The organism is Streptomyces sp. NK08204, assembly GCF_020400585.1.
In the GTDB taxonomy this organism is placed as follows: domain Bacteria; phylum Actinomycetota; class Actinomycetes; order Streptomycetales; family Streptomycetaceae; genus Streptomyces.
Genome location: NZ_JAINVF010000016.1, coordinates 69,419 through 91,329, shown reverse-complemented (window position 1 = coordinate 91,329; position 21,911 = coordinate 69,419). Strand labels below are relative to the sequence as shown.

Annotated in this window: 21 protein-coding genes; 10 read left to right on the top strand and 11 right to left on the bottom strand. The window is 70.4% G+C overall.

The annotated features are described in order from the left end of the window. Positions 1–3: 3 nt before the first annotated feature. The gene (locus K7G59_RS23165; protein WP_225837243.1) at positions 4–1,656 is read left to right on the top strand and encodes an amidohydrolase family protein; all 1,653 of its coding nucleotides are present in this window, start codon (positions 4–6) and stop codon (positions 1,654–1,656) included. On the opposite strand, the gene K7G59_RS23160 is transcribed toward K7G59_RS23165, so the two are convergent. Continuing rightward, positions 1,622–2,518, bottom strand: a complete 897-nt coding sequence (locus K7G59_RS23160; protein ID WP_225837242.1) for a serine protease — start codon at positions 2,516–2,518, stop codon at positions 1,622–1,624. The genes K7G59_RS23165 and K7G59_RS23160 overlap by 35 nt on opposite strands. A gap of 177 nt (positions 2,519–2,695) precedes the next feature. Continuing rightward, the gene (locus K7G59_RS23155) at positions 2,696–3,541 is read right to left on the bottom strand and encodes a hypothetical protein (RefSeq protein ID WP_225837241.1); all 846 of its coding nucleotides are present in this window, start codon (positions 3,539–3,541) and stop codon (positions 2,696–2,698) included. 125 nt (positions 3,542–3,666) lie between these two features. Between K7G59_RS23155 and K7G59_RS23150 the strand changes: the two genes are divergently transcribed. Both K7G59_RS23150 and K7G59_RS23145 read left to right on the top strand, forming a co-directional pair. After that, positions 3,667–4,878 (top strand): pyridoxal phosphate-dependent aminotransferase, encoded by a 1,212-nt coding sequence (locus K7G59_RS23150; protein ID WP_225837240.1) that lies wholly within the window; start codon positions 3,667–3,669, stop codon positions 4,876–4,878. A 115-nt stretch (positions 4,879–4,993) separates the two neighbouring features. Next, positions 4,994–5,413, top strand: coding sequence for a hypothetical protein (locus K7G59_RS23145; protein ID WP_225837239.1), 420 nt, complete (start codon positions 4,994–4,996; stop codon positions 5,411–5,413). A gap of 85 nt (positions 5,414–5,498) precedes the next feature. Here K7G59_RS23145 and K7G59_RS23140 read toward each other — a convergent pair whose 3' ends face one another. Together K7G59_RS23140 and K7G59_RS23135 are read right to left on the bottom strand one after the other, a co-directional pair. Beyond that, the gene (locus tag K7G59_RS23140; protein ID WP_374114263.1) at positions 5,499–7,289 is read right to left on the bottom strand and encodes an Ig-like domain repeat protein; all 1,791 of its coding nucleotides are present in this window, start codon (positions 7,287–7,289) and stop codon (positions 5,499–5,501) included. Positions 7,290–7,447: 158 nt separating this feature from the next. Further along, entirely contained in the window at positions 7,448–9,271 is a 1,824-nt protein-coding gene (locus K7G59_RS23135) for a phosphoenolpyruvate carboxykinase (GTP) (protein WP_225837234.1), read from the bottom strand. 773 nt (positions 9,272–10,044) lie between these two features. On the opposite strand from K7G59_RS23135, the gene K7G59_RS23130 reads away from it, so the two are divergent. Genes K7G59_RS23130 through K7G59_RS23120 form a run of 3 tightly spaced genes read left to right on the top strand, consistent with a single transcriptional unit; the run spans position 10,045 to position 11,890 of the window. Next, entirely contained in the window at positions 10,045–10,752 is a 708-nt protein-coding gene (locus K7G59_RS23130; protein WP_225837232.1) for a hemolysin III family protein, read from the top strand. A 22-nt stretch (positions 10,753–10,774) separates the two neighbouring features. Next, positions 10,775–11,506 (top strand): Mut7-C ubiquitin/RNAse domain-containing protein, encoded by a 732-nt coding sequence (locus tag K7G59_RS23125; protein WP_225837230.1) that lies wholly within the window; start codon positions 10,775–10,777, stop codon positions 11,504–11,506. Positions 11,507–11,554: 48 nt separating this feature from the next. Continuing rightward, complete coding sequence (locus tag K7G59_RS23120; RefSeq protein WP_225837227.1) at positions 11,555–11,890, top strand: hypothetical protein; 336 nt, start codon at positions 11,555–11,557, stop codon at positions 11,888–11,890. 52 nt (positions 11,891–11,942) lie between these two features. On the opposite strand, the gene K7G59_RS23115 is transcribed toward K7G59_RS23120, so the two are convergent. Continuing rightward, on the bottom strand, positions 11,943–13,979 hold the full coding sequence (locus K7G59_RS23115; protein WP_225837225.1) for a thioredoxin domain-containing protein: 2,037 nt from the start codon (positions 13,977–13,979) through the stop codon (positions 11,943–11,945). After that, a complete protein-coding gene (locus K7G59_RS23110) occupies positions 13,960–14,550 on the bottom strand; it encodes a helix-turn-helix domain-containing protein (protein WP_225837223.1) in 591 nt (196 codons plus the stop codon). Before K7G59_RS23110 ends, K7G59_RS23115 begins: the two co-directional genes overlap by 20 nt. A 173-nt stretch (positions 14,551–14,723) precedes the next feature. Here K7G59_RS23110 and K7G59_RS23105 point away from each other — a divergent pair, with 173 nt between their 5' ends. Further along, positions 14,724–15,203: a hypothetical protein gene (locus tag K7G59_RS23105; RefSeq protein WP_225837222.1), complete on the top strand. Its 480-nt coding sequence runs from the start codon at positions 14,724–14,726 to the stop codon at positions 15,201–15,203. Positions 15,204–15,509: 306 nt separating this feature from the next. On the opposite strand, the gene K7G59_RS23100 is transcribed toward K7G59_RS23105, so the two are convergent. Both K7G59_RS23100 and mca read right to left on the bottom strand, forming a co-directional pair. After that, entirely contained in the window at positions 15,510–15,755 is a 246-nt protein-coding gene (locus K7G59_RS23100) for a hypothetical protein (RefSeq protein ID WP_225837221.1), read from the bottom strand. Next, positions 15,748–16,629 carry a mycothiol conjugate amidase Mca gene (gene mca / locus K7G59_RS23095; protein ID WP_225837220.1) on the bottom strand — a complete coding sequence of 294 codons (882 nt, stop codon included), beginning with the start codon at positions 16,627–16,629 and terminating at the stop codon, positions 15,748–15,750. Before mca ends, K7G59_RS23100 begins: the two co-directional genes overlap by 8 nt. Positions 16,630–16,777: 148 nt before the next feature. Between mca and K7G59_RS23090 the strand changes: the two genes are divergently transcribed. Together K7G59_RS23090 and greA are read left to right on the top strand one after the other, a co-directional pair. Then, positions 16,778–17,176, top strand: a complete 399-nt coding sequence (locus K7G59_RS23090; RefSeq protein WP_225837219.1) for a DUF4307 domain-containing protein — start codon at positions 16,778–16,780, stop codon at positions 17,174–17,176. A 202-nt stretch (positions 17,177–17,378) separates the two neighbouring features. Further along, positions 17,379–17,879 (top strand): transcription elongation factor GreA, encoded by a 501-nt coding sequence (gene greA, locus K7G59_RS23085; protein WP_225837218.1) that lies wholly within the window; start codon positions 17,379–17,381, stop codon positions 17,877–17,879. A gap of 81 nt (positions 17,880–17,960) precedes the next feature. On the opposite strand, the gene K7G59_RS23080 is transcribed toward greA, so the two are convergent. From K7G59_RS23080 to ilvA, 3 genes are all read right to left on the bottom strand, one after another. After that, positions 17,961–18,818 carry an ABC transporter permease gene (locus K7G59_RS23080; RefSeq protein WP_225837217.1) on the bottom strand — a complete coding sequence of 286 codons (858 nt, stop codon included), beginning with the start codon at positions 18,816–18,818 and terminating at the stop codon, positions 17,961–17,963. Continuing rightward, the gene (locus K7G59_RS23075) at positions 18,815–19,792 is read right to left on the bottom strand and encodes an ATP-binding cassette domain-containing protein (protein WP_225837216.1); all 978 of its coding nucleotides are present in this window, start codon (positions 19,790–19,792) and stop codon (positions 18,815–18,817) included. The genes K7G59_RS23080 and K7G59_RS23075 overlap by 4 nt, the downstream gene beginning before the upstream one ends. Before the next feature lie 194 nt (positions 19,793–19,986). Continuing rightward, on the bottom strand, positions 19,987–21,216 hold the full coding sequence (gene ilvA / locus K7G59_RS23070) for a threonine ammonia-lyase (RefSeq protein ID WP_225837214.1): 1,230 nt from the start codon (positions 21,214–21,216) through the stop codon (positions 19,987–19,989). A 164-nt stretch (positions 21,217–21,380) separates the two neighbouring features. Between ilvA and K7G59_RS23065 the strand changes: the two genes are divergently transcribed. Next, positions 21,381–21,887, top strand: coding sequence for a MarR family winged helix-turn-helix transcriptional regulator (locus tag K7G59_RS23065; protein WP_374114265.1), 507 nt, complete (start codon positions 21,381–21,383; stop codon positions 21,885–21,887). The last annotated feature ends 24 nt before the right edge of the window (positions 21,888–21,911 follow it).

The following is a 21,911-nucleotide window of genomic DNA, read 5'->3' as shown; positions in this document are numbered from 1 at the left end:
TTCGTGGAGGATCTGGTCATCCGTGACGCGGACGTGGTCGACGGCAGTGGTGAACCGTCGTACCGCGCCGATGTCGTGGTCGACGGCGGCCGTATCGTCTCGATCGTCAAGGAGGCCGCCGCGGCCGGCTGCCAACGCCCGAGCGCCATGCGCGAGCTGGACGCGGAGGGCCTGGTCCTCTCCCCCGGCTTCATCGACATGCACGCCCACTCCGACCTGGCCCTGCTGCGCGACCCCGAACACACCGCGAAGGTGGCGCAGGGAGTGACCCTCGAAGTCATCGGCCAGGACGGGCTGTCGTACGCGCCCGTGGACGACCGCACGCTGGAGGACGTGCGCCGGGCGATCGCCGGCTGGAACGGGTACGGCGACGACATCGACTTCGACTGGCGCACGGTCGGCGAGTACCTCGACCGGCTCGACCGCGGCATCGCCGTCAACGCGGCCTACCTGGTCCCGCAGGGCACGGTCCGTGCGCTCGCCGTCGGCTGGGAGGACCGGGCGGCGACGGCCGAGGAACTGGACCGGATGCGGCGGTTGGTGGCGGAAGGGCTGGAGCAGGGCGCGGTGGGACTGTCGTCCGGGCTCACCTACACCCCCGGCCGGTACGCCACGGACACCGAACTCACCGAACTGTGCAGGGTGGTGGCCGAGTACGGCGGCTACTACTGCCCGCACCACCGCTCCTACGGCGCCGGCGCGCTGGAGGCGTACGCGGAGATGGTCTCCGTGGCCCGGGAGGCCGGCTGCCCCCTCCATCTCGCCCACGCCACCTTGAACTTCGACGTGAACAAGGGCCGCGCCCCCGAGCTCCTCGCCCTGCTCGACCGGGCACTGGACTCCGGTGCGGACATCACCCTGGACAGCTACCCCTACACCTCGGGCTGCACCACCCTCGCCGCGCTGCTGCCGGGCTGGGCGGGCGAGGGCGGCCCGGCAAAGACCCTGGCCCGTCTCACCGACCCGGCGACCGCCGAACGCGTCCGGCACGTCCTGGAGGTGACCGGCTCGGACGGCAACCACGGTGTGCCCGTGGACTGGGACACGGTCGAGGTCTCCGGAGTCACCGACCCGGCCCTGGACGACTTCGTGGGCCGTACGGTCCGGCAGGCGGCGCAGCTGCGCGGCGAGACCCCGTGGGCGGTCGCACACCGGCTGCTGGTCGAAGACCGGCTCGGCACGACGATCCTCCATCACGTGGGCCACGAGGAGAACGTCCGCGCGATCATGAGGCACCGCGCCCACACCGGCGGCTCGGACGGCATCCTCCGGGGCGCCGAACCGCACCCGCGTGCGTACGGCACCTTCCCGCGTTATCTGGGGCACTACGTGCGGGAGTCGGGGGTGCTGTCCCTGGAGGAGTGCGTCGCCCGTCTCACCGCGCGGCCTGCGGCCCGGCTGCGGCTGCCGGACCGCGGGCTGGTACGCGAGGGCTACCGGGCCGACCTGGTGCTGTTCGACCCGGCCACGGTCGCCGCCGGCGCCCCGTCCGCCGCGCCCGGCGAACTCCCCACGGGGATCCCGTACGTCGTGATCGACGGCCGTTTCGTCGTCGAGGACGGCCGGCGGACGGACGTCCTGGCCGGGCGGTCGGTCCGCCGAACGCCCGGCCAGGCCGCCGTCACGGCTTGGGCAGGGTGCAGCCGGACGCGCTGAGGTCCAGCTGGTTGCCGGTCGTGAAACAGGCCGGGATCTGGTAGGTCTCCTCGGCGTAGTTGATGCCCTGACGGACGGTGATGTTGCCGTTCTCGTCCACCTCGCACGGGTTGTTCACCGTGCAGCTCTCGCCGTTCTCGTTGCCCGTGTTGTTGACGGCCACGACCCTGCCGGTGGCGGTGTCGATCACCGGGGAGCCGGAGGTGCCGCCGATGGTGTTGCAGGCGGAGGTGTAGCGGACCGAGTCCTTCCAGGTCCAGCCGCCCTCCTTCAGCTGGTACACGAACCCGTCGATGTCACAGTTGTAGATCCGCTTCCAGTACCCGGAGACGACGCTGATGGCGGTGCCGGCGACCGGGTGGGTGTCGTTCACCGTGAGCGCGCTGATGCCGTAGGTGCTCTTGATCTGCGCGTAGGTGGTGGTCAGGCGGTAGATCGTGACGTCCGTGTCGGTCATGGTCGAGTAGACGACCTGGTTGGCGCGGAGCGTGGCGACCTTGGTGCCCCTGGAGTTCAGCAGGCCGAAGGTGCGGCTGGAGGACTGGCCGGTGATGACCTGACCGGGCTGCGGGAACCCGGTCTCCAGGCAGTGGCCGTTGGTCATGACGAGCGCGGGGTCGGTGTCGACGGAGTTCGGGAAGCGGACCACCGAACCGGAGCAGTTGCTGAGCGAGACGGTGCCGGCGAAGTCGACGGTCGTCGCCTTGGCCGAGTTGACCGCCTTGGCTGCCGTGACCGCCTCGGCCGCCGTGACCGAGTGGGCCGACCGGGCCGCCTCGGCGTGCGGGGCGGCGACGGCGGGGACCGCGCCGAGCCCGGCGATGGCCAGGGCGGAGAGCGCGGCAAGGAGAGGCTTGCGCATGTGGGGGTCCCCTCTGCAGACGTGAGCGGCCGGAGATCTTCCGGCCGCCGTCTTGTCATGGGCATTCTCGTCAGAGGGGGTTGCCCGGGCAAGGACCTGTATGCGACTGATCCGGCCTGACGCCACGTCACCCACCGGGCCGCGCTGTCCGATCGGCGCGATGGAGAGGGCGAGCGCCTACCTCGGCTTCCTGGTCGGGCCGTGCCCGCGCGCCTTGCCCGTTCCCGCGGAGTCGGTGCTGTCGGGCGTCGTGGCGACGGGCGTGGACGTCGGCGACGGGGCCTTGGAGGTGCCGGCGGCCGGGGAGGTGCCGGTCGACGACGGCTGCCCGCTCGCGCCGGTAGCGGCGTCGCCCGTCGGCGTGCCGGAGGCCTTGGAGGCGTCGGACGAGCCGGCACTGGGGCTGCCGTCACCGGCGGCCGGGGAGGTGGTGGCGCCCGGGTCGGCACTCGTGGCGTCCCCAGCGTCGCCGGAGGTGCTGGGGCGCCCGTCGGAACGCGGCCCCGACGAGGTCCCGGAGTCCGCCAGCCCGGCGATCGCCACGCCCGCGCAGAGCACGCCGAGGGCACCCGCGACGACGGCCACCCGGCGGCGGCCACCACGCTTCCGCTGCCGCCTGCGGTCGGCACGGCCCTGCCCCTCCTCGCCGGGTCCGGCGAACGGCGGAACCTGCGCGTCGAAGTCGGCGTCGGTGGAGCCGACATCGGGGCCGGCATCGGGGCCGGCATCGGGGTCGGCATCGAGGTCGGCGCCCGGGCCGGCGGTGGAGTCGGCGGTGGAGTCGGCGGTGGGCGGGGTGGCGGAGTCGACGGTGGTGGCCGTGGCGGACAGCACGGCAGGCGGCAGCTCGCGCGTCTCGTCGTAGGCGCTCTGCCAGCCATGGGCGGCGGCGGGGTCGGCGTACTCCTCGTACGACGGGGCCGTGGCCGCCTGCGGGTGGTACACGTTCGGCGGACCCTCGGCTGCATCGACCGGTCCGTGCACGCCGTACGCCCCCACCTCGTACTCGCGTTCGGTGGACATGCCCATGGATTCTAGGGACGCAAGTTACTCCTGAGACAGCAGCCATCGATAACAACGTGAATTACGGGGGATCACGTGGCGTAAAACACGACGCATAAGACATGAGCGCGCCGTAAGCTCACGGCATGCAGGTGATCCAGTCGACGAAGCTCGCCAACGTCTGTTACGAGATCCGGGGCCCGGTGCTCGAAGAGGCGATGCGCCTGGAAGCAGCTGGTCACCGCATCCTGAAGCTCAACACGGGCAACCCGGCCGCCTTCGGCTTCGAGTGCCCGCCGGAGATCCTCGAGGACATCCTCCGCAACGTCTCCACGGCGCACGGCTACGGCGACGCCAAGGGCCTGCTGGCCGCCCGCCGCGCGGTCGTCATGCACAACCAGACCCTCGGCATCGAGACGGACGTCGAGCACGTCTTCATCGGCAACGGCGTCTCCGAGCTGATCGTGATGGCGATGCAGGGCCTGCTGGACGACGGCGACGAGGTCCTGGTCCCGGCCCCGGACTACCCCCTGTGGACGGCGGCGGTGTCGCTGTCGGGCGGTACCGCGGTGCACTACCGCTGCGACGAGCAGTCCGACTGGATGCCCGACCTCGCCGACGTCGAGCGGAAGGTCACCGACCGCACCAAGGCCATCGTCATCATCAACCCGAACAACCCCACGGGCGCGGTCTACGACGAGGCGATGCTCAAGGGCCTGACCGACATCGCCCGCCGGCACAACCTGCTGGTCTGCTCGGACGAGATCTACGACAAGATCCTCTACGACGGCGCCACCCACACCCCGACCGCGAAGATCGCCCCCGACCTGCTCACCCTCACCTTCAACGGCATGTCGAAGTCCTACCGGGTGGCCGGATACCGCGTGGGGTGGATGTCGATCTCCGGGCCGCGTGCGCACGCCGACTCCTACATCGAGGGCCTGACGATCCTGGCGAACATGCGCCTGTGCGCGAACGTGCCGGGCCAGCACGGGGTGGCCGCCGCGCTCAGCGGACGCCAGTCGATCAACGACCTGGTGCTGCCGGGCGGCCGACTGAAGGAGCAGCTGGACACCGCATACGGGCTGCTGACGCAGATCCCTGGCGTGAGCTGCGTACGGCCCAAGGGCGCGCTGTACCTCTTCCCGCGTCTCGACCCCAAGGTCTTCAAGATCAAGGACGACCGCCGGATGGTCCTGGACCTGCTGCGCCAGGAGAAGATCATGGTCGTCCAGGGCACCGGCTTCAACTGGCCCGAGCCGGACCACTTCCGCGTGGTGACACTGCCGAGCATCGGGGATCTCAGGGACGCGGTGACGCGCATCGGCACCTTCCTGGACGGTTACAGCCAGGCGTGACCGAGCGGACCGTGGCCTGCGGACCGTGGCCTGCGGACCACACCCTGCAACACGGGACAATTTTAGACGCAATCCAAGCTAGGATGGCTTCCTGTCAAGTGCAGGAGGCCATCCCATGTACGAACCGATCCGTATGAAGTCGGTCCACAGCACGATGGCCGGCACCGCCCCCGACCTCCCCCGCCGGTCGCGCGAGGAGGAACTGGACATCCAGCTCGCCGGGCATCTCGCCGCGCTGCTCACCGTCACCGACGAGCTGCGCGCGCTGACCCCCTGCGTCGACCTGGACACGGCGTCCGAACGCCTCGCCGGGCAGGTCACGCGGCTGCGCGGAGGACAGACCCCGGCCCGCGCGACACTCTCCCCGGACGGCGACCCCACCACACTGCACCGTCGCGCGCACACGCTCGCCGGCCGTGCCCTCGTCGTCGCCGCCTCCCGCGCCGACACGACCGCGGCGATCCTCGCGGCCGAACGCATGGACGCGCACGCCGCCGCCCTGTCCGAGCCTCAGCACCCCAGCACCGCTCACTGACCCCGAGGGGGTAACCGGTCGGCGCCGGTCCGCGCGCCCCCGCAGGTACGCGCGGACCGGGTCGCCGCTCAGCACTGCGGGAGCGTCACCGCCGGACGAACACCGTGGCCTGCGCGCTCGACCCTTCGTGCAGGTCGTCGCCGGGCCAGCTGACCGCGTAGGTCACCTCGCGGCGGGTGCGCGGGATGTCGTTGATGGTGAAGGTGCCGTCGGCGGCGACGGTGACGGAGCTGAGGACTCCGCTGCCGAGCCGGTCGGTCCGCTCGACCGTGAGCACGGCCCGCTCGGGCAGGGCCTTGCCCTGCGCGGTGAACGTGCCCGTGATCGTGACACCGCCGTCGAGCGTCGCCTCCGCCGGGGCGTTGAGAGCGATCGCCGTGGGCGCCTTGGCGACCGTCACGGTGGTGGTGATGTCGTCGGCGGGGCGGTGCGTCAGGTCGCCGAGGAAGGACACCGTGTAGGTGGCGTCGCCGGTCAGGTCGGGCTCGTCGAGAACGGTGAACGTGCCGTCGTCCTTGACGGTGAAGGTGCCGAGGTCGTGGCTGCCGGCCGAGTCCTTCCGGGTCGCCCTCACCTTCAGCGGCTCGGCGGGCGCCGGTCCGTCGTACTCCAGCTTGCCGCGCACCGCCAGCGGCTCGCCCGCGACCGCCTGGACGGGGCTGTGGGAGAGGTCGCCGGTGAAGCGCGCGCCGTACTGGACGGCCGGGGGCTGGATGACATGCAGCCAGTACTGGTTGCCGGCGGCGTTGGTGGTCACCGCGAACAGCCGGGACCCGTCCGCGGACCACCGCAGGCCACGCGGGGCGACCCGGTCACCGTCGAGGCTGCCCTCGAACGCGAACTCCAGTGGGGCCGTGGCGTCCGTCGGATCGGCGGGCGCCAGCAGCAGGTCGGGCGTGGCACCGCTCGCCGCGGCGCCACGCGCCAGGTACGTGCCGTCGCCGCTGTAGGCCACGGCGGACGCGCTCGCGCCGGCCGGGAGCGCCGGATAGGCGGTGCCCGCGTCCGACAGGTCGGAGGTGTTCAGCAGCCGCGTGCCCGCGGTGCCGTCGGCGACCGCCACCTTGCCGCCGTCCGCGGAGAACGACACGTCCTTGAAGTTCAGCGCGCCCTTGCCGTCCGCGTCGGCGAATCGGCGGGAGGCGACCTTGACCGCGCTTCCGCTGCTGGTGTCGAACACCGCGAGGAAGGGGTCGGCCGCCTGCGTGTTGAGCGGCTGGCCCACGGCCATCCGGTCGCCGGGGCCGGCCTCCAGCTGGAGCCTGCCGAAGTCGTTCCAGCCGGTGCTCGCCACGGTGGTGCCGTCATAGGAGTACATGTCGGTGTGCGCGTTGTCGCAGTCCGAGATGTACCACGAGTACGCCGCGGTGTAGTACGCCTTCCCGCCGGAGAAGGCGACGCTGCCACCACAGGTGTCCGTGGCACCGTACACGCCGCCCGTGTTCGCGTAGGTGGTGGTGTCGTACGTCAGCACCCGGTCCCGCACACCGGCGTAGAGGACGGAGCTGTCGGCACTGAGTGCGAGACCGGAGACGTGACGCGGCGTGGTGATCGTGGTGACCCACGCGCCGTCGAAGGCGTAGACGGCGATGACGCCCTGATTGAACTGGCTGCCGAAGTTGTTGTCGGCGACGTACACGCGCTCGTGCACGGAGTCGACCGCGATCGCCGAGTACGACGAGATCGGCAGCTTGGCGACCGCGTCGTACGGCGCCGCGTGCGCGACGGGTGCCACGGCGACGGTCAGGCCGGCTCCGGCGAGGGTGGCGGCGAGCAGCGTGGCCGCCAGGCGTCCGGAACGGTGTGCTGTATTCAACTGTGTCCCCCACAGGCATGGTTGAGCCTCACTGGGATCAGTGAGGCTCGCAGGCACCATAAAAGCAAGGCAAAGTTCTCGCAATCAAGGGGGCACACGCGACCGGCCCCGCACGCCGTTGTGCGGGGCCGGATCGGCTTGGCGATTCACACCGCGGCCGGTCGGGACGATCGCTGGTCAGGGCACGACGACCGGCCGCGGAGCCTTGACGGGGCCTGTCAGCCCAGGCGCTCCACCAGCGCGTGGTACTGGTCCCACAGCTCCTTCGGGGTGTGGTCGCCGAAGGTGTTGAGGTGCTCGGGGACGAGGGCCGCCTCCTCGCGCCAGACCTCCTTGTCGACCGTGAGCAGGAAGTCCAGGTCGGTGTCGGCCAGCTCCAGGCCGTTGGTGTCCAGGGCGTCCCGCGTCGGCAGGATGCCGATCGGGGTCTCGACACCCTCGGCCTTGCCCTCGAGGCGCTCCACGATCCACTTCAGGACGCGGCTGTTCTCGCCGAAGCCCGGCCAGACGAACTTGCCCTCGTCGTTCTTACGGAACCAGTTGACGTAGTAGATCTTCGGCAGCTTGGACTGGTCCTTGTCCTTGGCCACGTCGATCCAGTGGGCCATGTAGTCGCCCATGTTGTAGCCGCAGAACGGCAGCATCGCGAAGGGGTCGCGACGCAGTTCGCCGACCTTGCCCTCGGCGGCGGCGGTCTTCTCGGAGGCGACGTTCGCGCCCAGGAAGACACCGTGGTTCCAGTCGAAGGACTCCGTGACCAGCGGCACCGCGCTGGCGCGACGGCCGCCGAACAGGATCGCCGAGATCGGCACGCCCTTCGGGTCCTCCCACTCAGGCGCGATGATCGGGCACTGGGAGGCGGGCACCGTGAAGCGGGCGTTCGGGTGGGCCGCCGGGGTCTCGGAGGCCGGCGTCCAGTCGTTGCCCTTCCAGTCGGTCAGGTGCGCGGGAGCCTGCTCGGTCATGCCCTCCCACCACACGTCGCCGTCGTCGGTCAGTGCGACGTTGGTGAAGACGGCGTTGCCCCACAGGGTCTTCATCGCGTTGGCGTTGGTGTGCTCACCGGTGCCGGGCGCGACGCCGAAGAAGCCGGCCTCGGGGTTGATCGCGTACAGACGGCCGTCCTCGCCGAAGCGCATCCAGGCGATGTCGTCGCCAATGGTCTCCACCGTCCAGCCGGAGACCGTGGGCTCCAGCATGGCGAGGTTGGTCTTGCCACAGGCGCTCGGGAAGGCGGCGGCCACGTACTTCGCCTCACCCTGCGGCGGGGTGAGCTTGAGGATCAGCATGTGCTCGGCCAGCCAGCCCTCGTCGCGGGCCATGACGGAGGCGATGCGCAGGGCGTAGCACTTCTTGCCGAGCAGTGCGTTGCCGCCGTAGCCGGAGCCGTACGACCAGATCTCGCGGGTCTCCGGGAAGTGGGAGATGTACTTGGTCTGGTTGCAGGGCCACGGCACGTCCTCCTGGCCCTCCTCCAGCGGGGCACCCAGGGAGTGGACGGCCTTGACGAAGAAACCCTCGTCGCCCAGCTCGTCGAGGACCGCCTGTCCCATACGGGTCATGGTGCGCATGGACACGGCGACGTACGCGGAGTCGGTGATCTCGACGCCGATCGCGGACAGCGAGGAGCCCAGCGGGCCCATGCAGAACGGGACGACGTACATCGTGCGGCCCCGCATCGAGCCGCGGAACAGGCCCTTCTCGCCGGAGAAGATCTCCCGCATCTCCGCGGGGGCCTTCCAGTGGTTGGTCGGGCCCGCGTCCTGCTCCTTCTCGGAGCAGATGAAGGTCCGGTCCTCGACACGGGCGACGTCGGTCGGGTCCGAGGCGGCGTAGTAGGAGTGCGGGCGCTTGACGGGGTCGAGCCTCTTGAAGGTGCCCTTGGCCACCAGCTCCTCGCTCAGCCGCTCGTACTCGGCCTCGGAGCCGTCGCACCAGACCACCCTGTCCGGCTGCGTCAATTCGGTGATCTCGTTGACCCACGAGATCAGTTCCCGGTGGTTGGTGGGAAGGACGGAGGGAGCCGCGTTGTCGCGCGCCACGATTGCTCCTAAGTGAGGGATTTTGTCTTGTCGCCCCGTGGGGGCCGCGACCCGGATGCTTCGTAGCCGCTCATCCGGTGCCGACCGCACTCATTTGATCATCCGACGTACTTGCGCATCTGTCCAGAGGGCCTCACAGGTGAGCAGCGTGAGGAATGCCACGCTTTTCGTGATTCTTTGCGTCCATGTTGGATTCAGCTGAAGGTCTTTTTGCGTTCGCGCAGATCACCGACCGGCTGTCCCGTCTGCCTCATCTCTCCAGCCGCCACCAATCACCCCCGCCACCCTCCCCTCACCTGCCAGCACCAACCGCAAGTCGGCGGGGCGCCCCTACCGGTCACCACCCGCCACCCCGCCAGCCTCCCTACCGGTCACCACCCGCCACCCCGCCGGCCTCACCCCGCCAGCCGTCCCGCCGGTCCCAGCCACCCTCCGCCGCCCTCCTCCGGCCCGCCCGGCCAGTCACCGCTCCCCCGTCCGCCAACCTCCCCCGCCGGTCACCGCCGCCCTTCCCTCGGCCTCCGCCGGTCACCGCAGACGTCCCGCCAGCCCCCAGCCACCCTGGACAACCTGTTCCGTCGGCCCCACCCCCCGGCCCCCGCCGTCCGCCGGTCCCAGCCACCTCCGCCGCCCTCCTCCGGCCCGCCCGGCCAGTCACCGCTCCCCCGTCCGCCGACCTCCCCCGCTGGTCACCGCCACCCTCCCCTCGGCCTCCGCCGGTCACCGCAGGCCTCTGACATCCGACTTACGGTGACGTAGGTACGATGCCGCCCATGACCGCGCCCGTCCCCGCCGCCACCACCGCTCCCGCTGAGCCCGTCCCGGTCGTGGCCTCCCTGCCGCGCCAGGTCAAGCCCCGGCTCCGCGGCTGGTTGCACCTCGGTATGTTCCCGGCCGTACTCATCGCGGGCCTGGTGCTCACCGCCCTCGCCGACTCGGCGCGGGGCCGGATCGCCTGCGGCATCTACGTCCTGACCGCGTGCCTGCTGTTCGGCGTCAGCGCGCTGTACCACCGGGGCAACTGGAGTCCCCGCATGGACGGCATCCTGCGCCGCCTCGACCACGCCAACATCTTCCTGATCATCGCGGGCACCTACACCCCGCTCACCCTGCTGCTCCTGCCGGGCGCCAAGGGCCAGTGGCTGCTGTGGGGCATCTGGGGCGCCGCAGCGGCCGGCATAGTCTTCCGTGTCTTCTGGGTGGGCGCCCCGCGCTGGCTCTACACGCCCTGTTACATCGCGATGGGCTGGGCGGCCGTCTTCTTCCTGCCCGACTTCATGCGCACCGGCGGTATCGCCGTCCTGGTCCTGGTGATCGTCGGCGGCCTGCTCTACAGCGCCGGCGGAGTGATCTACGGCATCAAGCGGCCGAACCCGTCACCGCGCTGGTTCGGCTTCCACGAGGTCTTCCACTCCTTGACGCTCGCCGCCTTCGTCGTCCACTACGTCGGCATCTCGCTGGTCGCCTACCAGCACGCATGACCGCCCGTGCCATCCTGACGGGGTGAACGGAACCGAGATCCACGTCGAAGTGGCCCCTGGACTCAACGTGTTCGTGCCCCCCGCCCGTCGCGGCGGCGCCACGGCCCTCATCACGGACGGCGTCTCCACGCTCGGCCACGTCATCGAATCCCTCGGCATCCCGCTCACCGAGGTCGGCGCGCTGGTCGTCGACGGCCGCGAGGTGCGCACGGCGCACATCCCGCGGGCCGGGGAGCGGGTGTCGGTCCGGGCGGTCGAACGCCCCCAGCAGGTCCCGGGCGCCCCGCTCCGCTTCCTCCTCGACGTCCACCTCGGCACTCTGGCCCGCCGGCTTCGCCTGCTCGGCGTGGACACGGCCTACGAGTCGACCGACATCGGCGACGCGGCCCTGGCCGCCCGCTCGGCGGCCGAGCGGCGCGTCATGCTCAGCCGCGACCGGGGCCTGCTGCGCCGCCGTGAACTGTGGGCCGGCGCCTATGTCTACAGCACCCGCCCCGACGACCAGCTCCAGGACGTCCTGGACCGGTTCGCCCCCGAACTCCGTCCCTGGACCCGCTGCACGGCCTGCAACGGCCTGCTGCGCGAGGCCACCAAGGAAGAGCTCGCCGACCAGCTCAAGGACGGCACCCAGCGCACCTACGACGTCTTCGCCCGGTGCACGCAGTGCGGTCGGGCCTACTGGAAGGGCGCGCACCACGAACAGCTGGAGGCGGTCGTGGAGCGGGCGTTGAGCATGCGTACCCAGAACGGTTGAGTACCGGAGCCGGTCGTCCGGGCACGCCCGGCGCGGTTGGCTGGGGGCATGACGACGACAGTGAACCCTGTGCGGCCACCGGCTCCCGGCCGCACCCTCACCCGGTGGTCGGCCTGGGGCCTGGCCCTGCTCCTGCCGAGCGTGCTCGCGGCGGCCATCGCCGCCCTGTCCACCTACCAGGGCACTCGCTGCGCCGAGTACAACGAGTGCCCCCGGATTCCGGGGGCACTCGTCCACGGCAGTCTCGTCACGGCCGTCGTCGCCGGTCTCGCGGCCCTGGTCTGGCCACGGCGTCGCTGGACCGGCGCGCGGGCCTGGACCGTGGTGCTCCAGTGGAGCGCCCAGGTCCTGCTGGTCCTGCTGATCCTCGGCTACGGCAGCTGACGTCACCCCCGTGCTGCGAGGAGCCGGACTCGGCCGAGCCTCGGCCGAGCCCCTAGCCGATTCCGGCACCCAGCGCGTGGCGCAGCCGCACCGGATCGGTGGTCGGGGCGTCGCACGTGAAGTCACGGCAGACGTACGCGGCAGGTTCGCCGCCCACGAGGGGCCGGTCGGCAAGAAGGGGGAACTCGCCGCTGTCCGGAGCGCCGACGGCGACGACGGCACCCGGGGCGGTGGCCAGCAGTGCCGTGCGGTGCAGGGCGGCCGTCCTGTCGTCGGCGAGGGACGGCCCGACGATCGCGACCTCCCTCGGCCCGTCCAGCAGCGCCTCCGCGACGGCAAGCCCCCAGCCGATGAACCGGGGCACGCGCGGCCCGAGCGCCTTGACGACGCCCAACGCCCGCTCGGCGGCGCCCCGATGAGGCTCCGACCCGGTGTGCGCCGCGTAGCCCAGCAGGGCACCGGCCGCGGCCGTCCAGCCGGAGGGCGTGGCGCTGTCGGTGGGGTCCTGGGGGCGGCGGATGAGCCGCTCGGCGTCGGAGGCGGTGTCGTACAGCGCCCCGTTCCCGGGGTCGACGAAGCGCGTGAGCACATGGTCGAGGAGGAGCCCGGCGAAGTCCAGCCAGACGCCCTCCCCCGTCACAGAGGCGAGCGCCAGGAAGCCCTCGGCGACGTCGGCGTAGTCCTCCAGCACTCCCGCGTTGGGCCCCACGCGGCCGTCCCGGCTGGTCCGGGCGAGCCGTCCCTGCTCGTCGAGATGCACCCGTACGAGCAGATCGGCGGCGCCGACCGCGGCCTCGACGAGGTCCGGCCGGCCGAAGTAGGCGCCGGTCTCGGCGAGCGCCGCGATCGCGAGCCCGTTCCAGGCGGCGACGACCTTGTCGTCCCGGCCGGGCGCGGGCCGCTCGGCACGCCGCTCCAACAGGCGCAGCTTGATCTCCGCGACCTTGTCGGCGTCGAACACCCCTTCGTTCTGCGGGAGCTGGAGCACGGACCGGCCGTGTTCAAAGGTTCCTTCCTCGGTCAGCCCGAAGTACTGCGCGGCGGTTTCGGCATCGTCCCCGAGGACCTCACGGAACTGCTCGGGGGTCCACACGTAGTACGCGCCCTCGGCGTGCCGGCCGCTGCCGTCGTCGCTGTCCGCGTCCAGCGCGGAGGCGAAGCCGCCCTCTGACGTGCGCAGTTCACAGACCATGAAGTCGGCCGTCTCCAGCGCGACCCGGCGCGCGAGATCCGACCCGGTGGCCCGCCACAGGTGCGCGTACACCCGGCACAGCAGGGCGTTGTCGTAGAGCATCTTCTCGAAGTGCGGCACGATCCAGTCCCGGTCCACGGAGTAACGGGCGAACCCGCCCCCGAGCTGGTCGTAGATCCCGCCGCGGGCCATCCGCTCACACGTGTCCTGGGCCATCTGCAACGCGCCCTCGGCGCCGGTCCGCGCATGATGCCGCAGCAGGAACTCCAGCACCATCGACGGCGGGAACTTCGGCGCGCCGCCGAACCCGCCGCGCTGCGGGTCGTACTCACGGGTGAGCCCGAGCAGCGCCTGCGCCAGTTCCTGCTCCCCGGGGACCTCGGCGGCCTGATAGCCGATCTCCCGGCCGGCCAGGTCCCGCACGATCTTCCCGGCGACCTCCCCGACCTCCTCCCGCCGGTCGGTCCAGGCCTGCCGGACGCCCTCCAGCACCTGCCGGAAGGAGGGGCTGCCGTGGCGGGGCTCCGGCGGGAAGTAGGTGCCGAAGTAGAAGGGCTCGGCGTCCGGCGTGAGAAAGACGGTCATGGGCCAGCCACCGTGCCCGGTGGCCGCCTGGACGGCTTCCATGTAGACGGCGTCGACGTCGGGGCGCTCCTCGCGGTCGACCTTGATGCTGACGAAGTGCTCGTTGAGATAGTCGGCGGTGTCCTGGTCCTCGAAGGACTCGTGGGCCATGACATGACACCAGTGGCAGCTGGAGTAACCGACGCTCAGCAGAACGGGTTTGCCGGCCTTGCGTGCCTCGTCGAAGGCCTCGGCCGACCAGGGCCACCAGTCGACGGGGTTGTCGGCGTGCTGGAGCAGATACGGGGACGTCTCATGGGCCAGTCGGTTCACCGTTCCACTCTCCCACGGGCTCCGGAACGGCGTAGAAACGCATCGACACCGGGCGTGCGCCCTCGGGTGCCTCCTCGCGCGGGTGGCCGTAGCGGTTGAGCAGGGCGTGGTACTCGCGCATGAACGCGAGCAGTTCCTCCCTGGTCAGCCAGGTGCCGCTGCGCTGCACCTGGGCCCAGCCCTCGGGGCCGCGGTACTCCTGGTGGGCGCGGCGGAAGAGAGCGGTGTCGGCCTCGATCTTCAGGTGGGCGAGTTGCGCGACGGCGGCGTACTCCTCGGGGGACATCCTGGCCGGGTCGGGTGTGGTGTGACTGAACGGCAGCGCCCGCCACCAGCGCTCGCGTCCGCCGGACTTCTCCGGGATCTCCTCGATGAGTCGCTGCTCGGCGAGTTTGCGCAGGTGATAGCTGGTGGTGCCGGAGCTTTCGCCGAGTTCGCGAGCGAGGACCGTCGAGTTCGCCTCGCCGTGCCGGCCGAGGTAGTCGAGGATCCGGCGGCGCAGGGGGTTGCCGAGGGACTTGTAGAGCGCGGTGCGCTCAAGGCTGGTCATCTCGGGCATGCCGTCGCTCATGCGGCCACGGTAACCCCGAGAACCCTGAGCGGACCCTGACCCATCCCTGACGTATGCCGAATTTTATTTGCAGAGCTTTCTCGGCGATCTACCGTGGGAAGTGTTCGGGAGCGGGACGAGGCGGACGTGCCGGCAGACGGCCACCGGACGGCTGAACGGGGACGGTGATGGGGATGGCGATGGTGACGGGGATGACGCTGAAGGCGGGGACGGTGACGACGCCGGCGATGACGAGGAGGAAGAGGTGGACGCTGATCCTGCTCGGAGCGGGGGCCGTGCTGCTCGTGCCGTGGACGGTGGTGCTCGCCCTGACCCTCCCGGGCGACACGGAGGTACGGCACTGGTCCCTGGCCTGGATCGGCCTGGACGTCCTGATGGCGGCGGGCTGCGCGGGGACGGCCCTGCTGGGTCTGCGCGGCGATCCCCGCGCCCGCCTCACCGCCTCCGCGACCGCGTCGGCGGCGGTGCTGGACGCATGGTTCGACATAACGACGGCACAGGCAGGAACCGCCCTCGCTCAGGCCCTGGCCTGCGCGGTCGCGGAGGCGACCCTGGCCGGCGTCTGTGCATACCTGGCGTTGTCCCGGCGAAGGCTGACGACGCACGGCGCGCAGGACTGCGAATTCGGCACCATGTCCCCACCAGCCCCATGATCGCCACCCCGCCCCCTCCCGCCGCCGCAGAAGAGCACCCCGTATGCGGAGGGCGGGTCGGCTGCCAGATGCCGGCCCGGTGCGGCGTTCACACAGCAGGAGCCGATCCGGCCGGGCCGGCGGGGCGCCGCGCGCACCGCTGCGGGACGAGAAGCCGCAGGAGTGCGTGACCACGTACGCCCTGCCGCTGAAGCGGGGCGTACAGCTGGAGGCGGGCTGCAGGTCCGGCGGCTCGGCACGGTGCCGAGCCGCCGGGCGCGCAAGCTCAGGGGGTCGCCGTGCCGACCGGGGCACCGGCCCGGCGGCTCAGCTCCGCTGGGCCTTGGGCGTGGCCTTCTTGCCGGTCCCGGCGTCGGCTCCGGCCTCCGGGGCCTGCTCGAAGTCGACCTTGTGCATGTGCTTGTTCATCGACTTCATCAGGCCCCACACCGCCAGGGCCATCACCGCGAAGACGATGAAACCGAGGACGCCGGGGGTGACCTTGTTCTCGTCCACCTCCTTGGCGAGGGGGACGAGATGCGTCAGTGCCAGGCTTGCAGTCATGTCAGGCATTGTCGCGGATGCCTGCGAAGAGGTCGTCCTCGGGGAGGGAGGTGTCGACGAGGGACTTAGCCAGCTCGTACTCCTCCGTCGGCCAGACCTCCTTCTGGAGCTCCATCGGTACCTTGAACCAGCCGCCGTCGGGGTCGATCTGCGTGGCGTGGGCGATCAGCGCTTTGTCGCGGATCTCGAAGAAGTCCGCGCACGGAATGTGCGTGGTCAGCGTGCGCTCGACGCGCTGGATCTCCTTCCAGCGCTTGAGCCACTCCCCGTAGGGCGACTCCAGGCCGCGCTCCAGCATGGCGTTGTGCAGCGCCTCGGTGCGGGGGCGGTTGAAGCCCTGGTTGTAGTAGAGCTTGAGCGGCTGGTAGGCCGGGCCGAACTCGGACTCGGGGTACTTCTCGGTGTCCGCCGCACCCTCGAACGCCACCATGCTGATCTTGTGGGTCATGATGTGGTCGGGGTGCGGGTACCCGCCGTTCTCGTCGTAGGTGGTGATCACCTGCGGGCGGAAGGAGCGGATCTTGCGAACCAGCTCTCCGGCCGCCTTGTCGACGTCCTCCAGGGCGAAGCAGCCGTCGGGCAGCGGCGGCAGCGGGTCGCCCTCGGGCAGGCCTGAGTCGACGAAGCCGAGCCACTCCTGCTTGATGCCCAGGATCTCGCGGGCCTCGTCCATCTCCCTCTTGCGTACCTCGTGGATGTGCTCCTCGATGTACGTGTCGCCCTGCAGCTTCGGATTGAGGATGGACCCACGCTCTCCGCCGGTGCAGGTCACCACCAGCACGTCCACCCCCTCGGACACGTACTTCGCCATGGTGGCCGCGCCCTTGCTCGACTCGTCGTCGGGGTGGGCGTGCACGGCCATCAGTCGCAGCTGGTCAGTCAAGACTCAATCCTCGGTAACTCGGCGCCCCCGTGGCTCCGGGTGCGATCGGCGGCTTCTATAGTGACCGAATCGGGGGGCGAATAATTCCGGGCTCCGGCTTCGGGGCCCCTTTCGGGACATCCGTCCCGTCCCTGCCGAGAGGACGATCATGAGTACGGCGAGCACCCGGCTGCCCGAGGGGCGCTACGGCCGTTCCTCGGACGAGCGCTCCGACCGCAGGCTCAAGGTCGCCGGAGCAGTGTTCGGCGCGGCCCTGATCGCCCTCGTCGGCTACTTCGGGTACCACTACGTCACGCAGAACAAGATCAGCGCCCAGGTGATCACGTTCCAGGCGTCCCGGGACGCGGTCAGGATCCATCTCGAGGTCCACAAGGACGCGGGGGTCTCCGGCTACTGCACGCTGCGCTCCCAGGCGGCCGACGGCTCCGAGGTGGGCCGGGCGGACTTCCGCTTCACCGGATCGGCCACACGCATCGACAAGGTCGTCACGCTCCGCACGACGGGCCCGGGCACGACGGCCGAGCTGCTCGGCTGCCACGCCGGCTGATCCTCCTGGGGCACCGCGGCCGACATGACCGATGTCGCCCGGAATAAGAACCGCCTCGACCTGCACTGATGCGATTCTTATGGCTTATGTCCTCCCCCTTCCGCTTGTGAATTGTTAGGCTCGTGGTTTCGCCCACCCCAGAGGGAACATTCTTCTGGGTAGGGCGATGCTTTGTATTCCCAGTACCGACGAGGAGCACCCTGTGACCCAGACCAGCGAGAACGTCACCTGGCTGACCCAGGAGGCGTACAACAAGCTCAAGGACGAGCTTGAGTACCTTACTGGTCCTGCGCGCACCGAGATCGCCGCCAAGATCGCGGCGGCGCGCGAGGAGGGCGACCTGCGCGAGAACGGCGGGTACCACGCGGCCAAGGAGGAGCAGGGCAAGCAGGAGCTGCGTGTGCGGCAGCTGACCCAGCTCCTCGAAAGCGCGAAGGTCGGCGAGGCCCCTGACTCGGCGGACGGCGCCGTGGCGCCCGGCATGGTCGTGACGATCGCCTTCGACGGTGACGAGGACGACACGCTGACGTTCCTGCTCGCCTCCCGCGAGTACGCGAGCGCCGACATCGAGACCTACTCGCCGCAGTCCCCGCTCGGGTCCGGCGTCATCGGCCACAAGGTCGGCGAGGACGCGGAGTACGAGCTGCCCAACGGCAAGAAGGCTTCGGTGAGGATCCTGAAGGCCGAGCCCTACTCGGGCTGATCCCAGCCCCCTGATCTGCGCCGATGCCCCCGGCGTCCGCCATCGGACGCCGGGGGCATCGGCGTGCCGGGAGATCCTCGCTCAGGCCGTGGCCGAGCGGTACTTGCGCACCGCGAGGCTGCGGAATATCGCGATGATCAGGACCGAGTAGATCAGCGACGCCCAGATCGGGTGCTCCATGGGCCAGGCGTGCGACGTGGACTGGCCCGGGTTGGCGAAGAGCACCCGGCAGGCCTGCGCGGTGGCGGAGAAGGGGTTCCACTCGGCGATGTGCCGCAGCCACGGGGTCATGTGCCCGGTGTCCACGAAGGCGTTCGAGATGAACGTGACCGGGAACAGCCAGATCAGTCCGCTGGACGTGGCCGCCTCGGGGGTGCGCACGGACATGCCGATCAGGGCGCCGATCCAGGTGAACGCGTAGCCGAGGAGGAGCAGCAGACCGAAGGCGGCGAGGACCTTGCCGGCGTTCGTGTCGCCGTCGGAGCCGACGCGCCAGCCCACCAGCAGGGCGACCACGGCGAGCACGACCAGGGTCAGGGCCGTCTGCACGAGATCGGCGAACGTGCGCCCGGTCAGCACCGCGCCACGCGCCATCGGCAGGGAGCGGAAGCGGTCTATGAGGCCCTTGTGCATGTCGTCGGCGATGCCCGCGCCGGAGCTGGCGGTCGCGAAGGTGACGGTCTGTGCGAAGACGCCGGCGATGAGGAAGTTCTTGTAGTCGGCGGCGCTGCTGCTGCCACCGATCCGCATGGAACCGCCGAAGACGTAGGTGAACAGCACCACGAACATGATGGGCTGGATGAGCCCGTAGACGATCATTTCAGGAATCCGGGACATGCGGATCAGATTGCGTTTCGCGATCACCATCGAGTCCCGGAACGACTGCCCCAGGGGATTCGCGGGCAGTGTGACGCGCACGGCGTCGGTGACGGCACTCATTTGACGGCCTCCTTGCCGTTGTCCTCGTCCTTCGCCTCGGCCACGTGTCCGGTCAGGGACAGGAAGACGTCGTCGAGGGTGGGACGACGCAGTCCGATGTCGTCTATCTCGATCCCACGGGAGTCCAGCTCCCGGATGACCTCCGCGAGCAGCTTGGCGCCACCGGAGACGGGGACGGTCAGCTTGCGGGTGTGCTCCTCCACCGTGACCTCGCCCTTGCCGAAGCCGCGCAGCACCTGGGCGGCTGTCGGTATGCGCTCGCTCTCGTGCACCACGACCTCGACGCGCTCGCCGCCGGTGCGAGCCTTGAGCTGATCGGAGGTGCCCTTGGCGATGACGCGGCCGTGGTCGACCACCGCGATCTCGTGGGCGAGGTGGTCGGCCTCTTCCAGGTACTGCGTGGTGAGCAGCAGCGTGGTGCCACCGGAGACGAGTTCCTGGATGACCTCCCACAACTGCTGCCGGTTGCGGGGGTCGAGGCCGGTCGTCGGCTCGTCCATGAACATCACGGGCGGCGAGACCACGAGGGCGGCGGCGAGGTCGAGCCTGCGGCGCATGCCTCCGGAGTAGGTCTTGGCGGGGCGGTCGGCGGCGTCCGCGAGGTTGAACCGCTCCAGCAGCTCGGCCGCGCGCGCCTTGGCCGCCCTGGACCTCATCTGGTACAGCTGCCCGACCATCTGCAGGTTCTCCCGGCCGGTCAGGTATTCGTCGACCGCGGCGAACTGGCCGGACAGGCCGATGGAGCGACGCACGGCGTCGGGGTGCTTGAGCACGTCCACGCCCGCGACGACCGCCTTGCCGCTGTCGGGGCGCAGCAGCGTCGTCAGGCAGCGGACGGTCGTCGTCTTGCCGGCGCCGTTCGGTCCGAGCAGGCCGAGGACGGTTCCCTCGGGAACATCGAGGTCGACGCCGTCCAGTGCCCTTACGTCACCGAAGGTCTTCACCAGGCCTTCGGCATAGATGGCGCCTGGCATATGGGCCTCCACGTCGTCGGGGATTCATTCAGGAAAAGGACAGGCTAGGTTCGCGCGCCGGCCTCCGCCCCTGCTTTTCCGGTCGGTCGGCAGGCGACCGGAAGCGCGACACGACACACACTAACGCGATATATCGCGTTTCTCAATGGATTTCCTCGAACGGGTGACAGCCCGGGATGGTCGGACGGACAGCCTCAGTCGATGACCGTGTAACCGGCCGCACGCAGCGCCTGGCCGAGCTCCGCGCAGTGCGCCGGCCCCTTGGTCTCGAGGTGCAGCTCCACCTCTGCCTCCGTGAGCCCGAGCCGCGGGTCGGTCCGTACGTGGCTCACGTCGAGGACGTTGGCGTCCGCCGCGGACAGCACCCCGAGGAGCGTGGCGAGGGCACCGGGCCGGTCCGTCAGGCGGAGTCGAACGGCCAGGTACCGGCCCTGCGCGGCCATGCCGTGCCGCAGCACCCGCTGGAGCAGCACCGGGTCGACGTTGCCGCCGGACAACACGGCGACGACCGGTCCGGCGAAGGCGCCGGGCTCGTCGAGCAGCGCCGCGACCGGGCTCGCACCGGCCGGCTCGACCACCAGCTTGGCCCGCTCCAGGCACAGCAGCAGCGCGGCCGACAGCTGGTCCTCGCTGACCGTGCGCACCTCGTCGACCAGCTCGCTGATGATCCCGAACGGCACCACGCCCGGCCGCCCCACCTTGATGCCGTCGGCCATCGTCGTCGGGTTCTCCACCGACACCGGGTGCCCGGCCGTGAGTGAGGGCGGGTACGCCGCCGCGCTCTCCGCCTGTACGCCGACGATCCTGACGTCCGGCCTGAGCGACTTCACCGCGACCGCGACACCGGCCGCCAGGCCGCCGCCGCCGATACCGACGACGATCGTGCGCACCTGCGGGCACTGTTCCAGGATCTCCAGGCCGACCGTGCCCTGGCCGGCGATGACGTCCGGGTGGTCGAAGGGGTGGATGAACACCGCACCGGTCTCGAACGCGTACTCCTGCGCGGCGGCCAGCGTCTCGTCCACCACCTGGCCGTACAGGCGCACTTCGGCGCCGTAGTCCCGGGTGGCGCTGATCTTCGGCAACGGAGCGCCCTTCGGCATGAACACCGTGGCGTGCACGCCCAGCAACGAGGAGGCGAGCGCCACGCCCTGCGCGTGGTTCCCGGCGCTCGCGGCCACCACGCCGGCCGCCCGCTCCTCCGGCAGCAGCCCGGCGATGCGCACGTAGGCGCCGCGGAGCTTGAACGACCCTGTCCGCTGGAGGTTCTCGCACTTGAGGTGGACCGGCGCGCCGACCAGCTGGGACAGGTACCGGCTGCCCTCCATCGCCGTCACCCGTGCGACGCCCGAGAGCATCTTCTGGGCTCCGAGCACGTCGTCCAGGGTGACGGAACGCAAGGAGTCAGCGGTGCCGTAGCTCATGACTCAAGTCTCGCAGTTCACGGTGACGGACGGCGGTACCGACCATCCTCCGAGACCGGTTCGCGCAGCGCCGGTACGGCCCGGCCCCGAGCCGCGTAACCTGTCCCCCAACCCAGCACCTTCCTTCATGAAGCGAGCCTCCGGCCATGCCCACAACACCTGACATGTCGATGGACATGACGACCGTCGGTGACACCGGTCTCCTCGACACCCTCCAGCACGAGGTGGCGGTGTTTGCGCGCCGTGCCGAACAGACCCGGCTCGGCGGTGTCGGACAGGTGCGCACCTCCATGGACCGCGCCGCGTACCTGCTGCTCAACCGCCTCGACGACGAAGGCCCGATGGGCGTCAAGGCACTCGCCGCGAGCATGGGCATCGACTCCTCCACGGTCACCCGGCAGGTGGCTCCCCTGGTCGACACAGGGCTCGTCAAGCGCACCTCGCACCCGGAAGACGGACGCGCGGTGGTTCTTCAGCTGTCGCCGCGCGGCCTGTCCCGGCTTGAGGAAGTGCGCTCTTCCAGGCGCCAGTTGATGGCCGAGCTGACGCACGACTGGTTGCCGGAGGAGCGCGAGCAGTTCTGCACGCTCCTGACGCGCTTCAACAACGCGCTCTCCGCGCGGACAGCGGTGCAGGGCCTGCCGCCGGCGGAGCGGACGCCGGCTTCCTGAAGCCCCCGCGGCCCGCTTCCGCGG

Excerpts from the sequence above, each read along its gene's own strand:
- K7G59_RS23160 (WP_225837242.1), bottom strand. The coding sequence starts at position 2,518 with ATGCGCAAGCCTCTCCTTGCCGCGCTCTCCGCCCTGGCCATCGCCGGG.
- K7G59_RS23155 (WP_225837241.1), bottom strand. The coding sequence starts at position 3,541 with ATGTCCACCGAACGCGAGTACGAGGTGGGGGCGTACGGCGTGCACGGA.
- K7G59_RS23150 (WP_225837240.1), top strand. The coding sequence starts at position 3,667 with ATGCAGGTGATCCAGTCGACGAAGCTCGCCAACGTCTGTTACGAGATC.
- K7G59_RS23145 (WP_225837239.1), top strand. The coding sequence starts at position 4,994 with ATGTACGAACCGATCCGTATGAAGTCGGTCCACAGCACGATGGCCGGC.
- K7G59_RS23140 (WP_374114263.1), bottom strand. The coding sequence starts at position 7,289 with ATGGTGCCTGCGAGCCTCACTGATCCCAGTGAGGCTCAACCATGCCTG.
- K7G59_RS23130 (WP_225837232.1), top strand. The coding sequence starts at position 10,045 with ATGACCGCGCCCGTCCCCGCCGCCACCACCGCTCCCGCTGAGCCCGTC.
- K7G59_RS23120 (WP_225837227.1), top strand. The coding sequence starts at position 11,555 with ATGACGACGACAGTGAACCCTGTGCGGCCACCGGCTCCCGGCCGCACC.
- K7G59_RS23110 (WP_225837223.1), bottom strand. The coding sequence starts at position 14,550 with ATGAGCGACGGCATGCCCGAGATGACCAGCCTTGAGCGCACCGCGCTC.
- K7G59_RS23105 (WP_225837222.1), top strand. The coding sequence starts at position 14,724 with ATGGCGATGGTGACGGGGATGACGCTGAAGGCGGGGACGGTGACGACG.
- K7G59_RS23100 (WP_225837221.1), bottom strand. The coding sequence starts at position 15,755 with ATGCCTGACATGACTGCAAGCCTGGCACTGACGCATCTCGTCCCCCTC.
- K7G59_RS23090 (WP_225837219.1), top strand. The coding sequence starts at position 16,778 with ATGAGTACGGCGAGCACCCGGCTGCCCGAGGGGCGCTACGGCCGTTCC.
- K7G59_RS23080 (WP_225837217.1), bottom strand. The coding sequence starts at position 18,818 with ATGAGTGCCGTCACCGACGCCGTGCGCGTCACACTGCCCGCGAATCCC.
- K7G59_RS23075 (WP_225837216.1), bottom strand. The coding sequence starts at position 19,792 with ATGCCAGGCGCCATCTATGCCGAAGGCCTGGTGAAGACCTTCGGTGAC.
- ilvA (WP_225837214.1), bottom strand. The coding sequence starts at position 21,216 with ATGAGCTACGGCACCGCTGACTCCTTGCGTTCCGTCACCCTGGACGAC.
- K7G59_RS23065 (WP_374114265.1), top strand. The coding sequence starts at position 21,381 with ATGTCGATGGACATGACGACCGTCGGTGACACCGGTCTCCTCGACACC.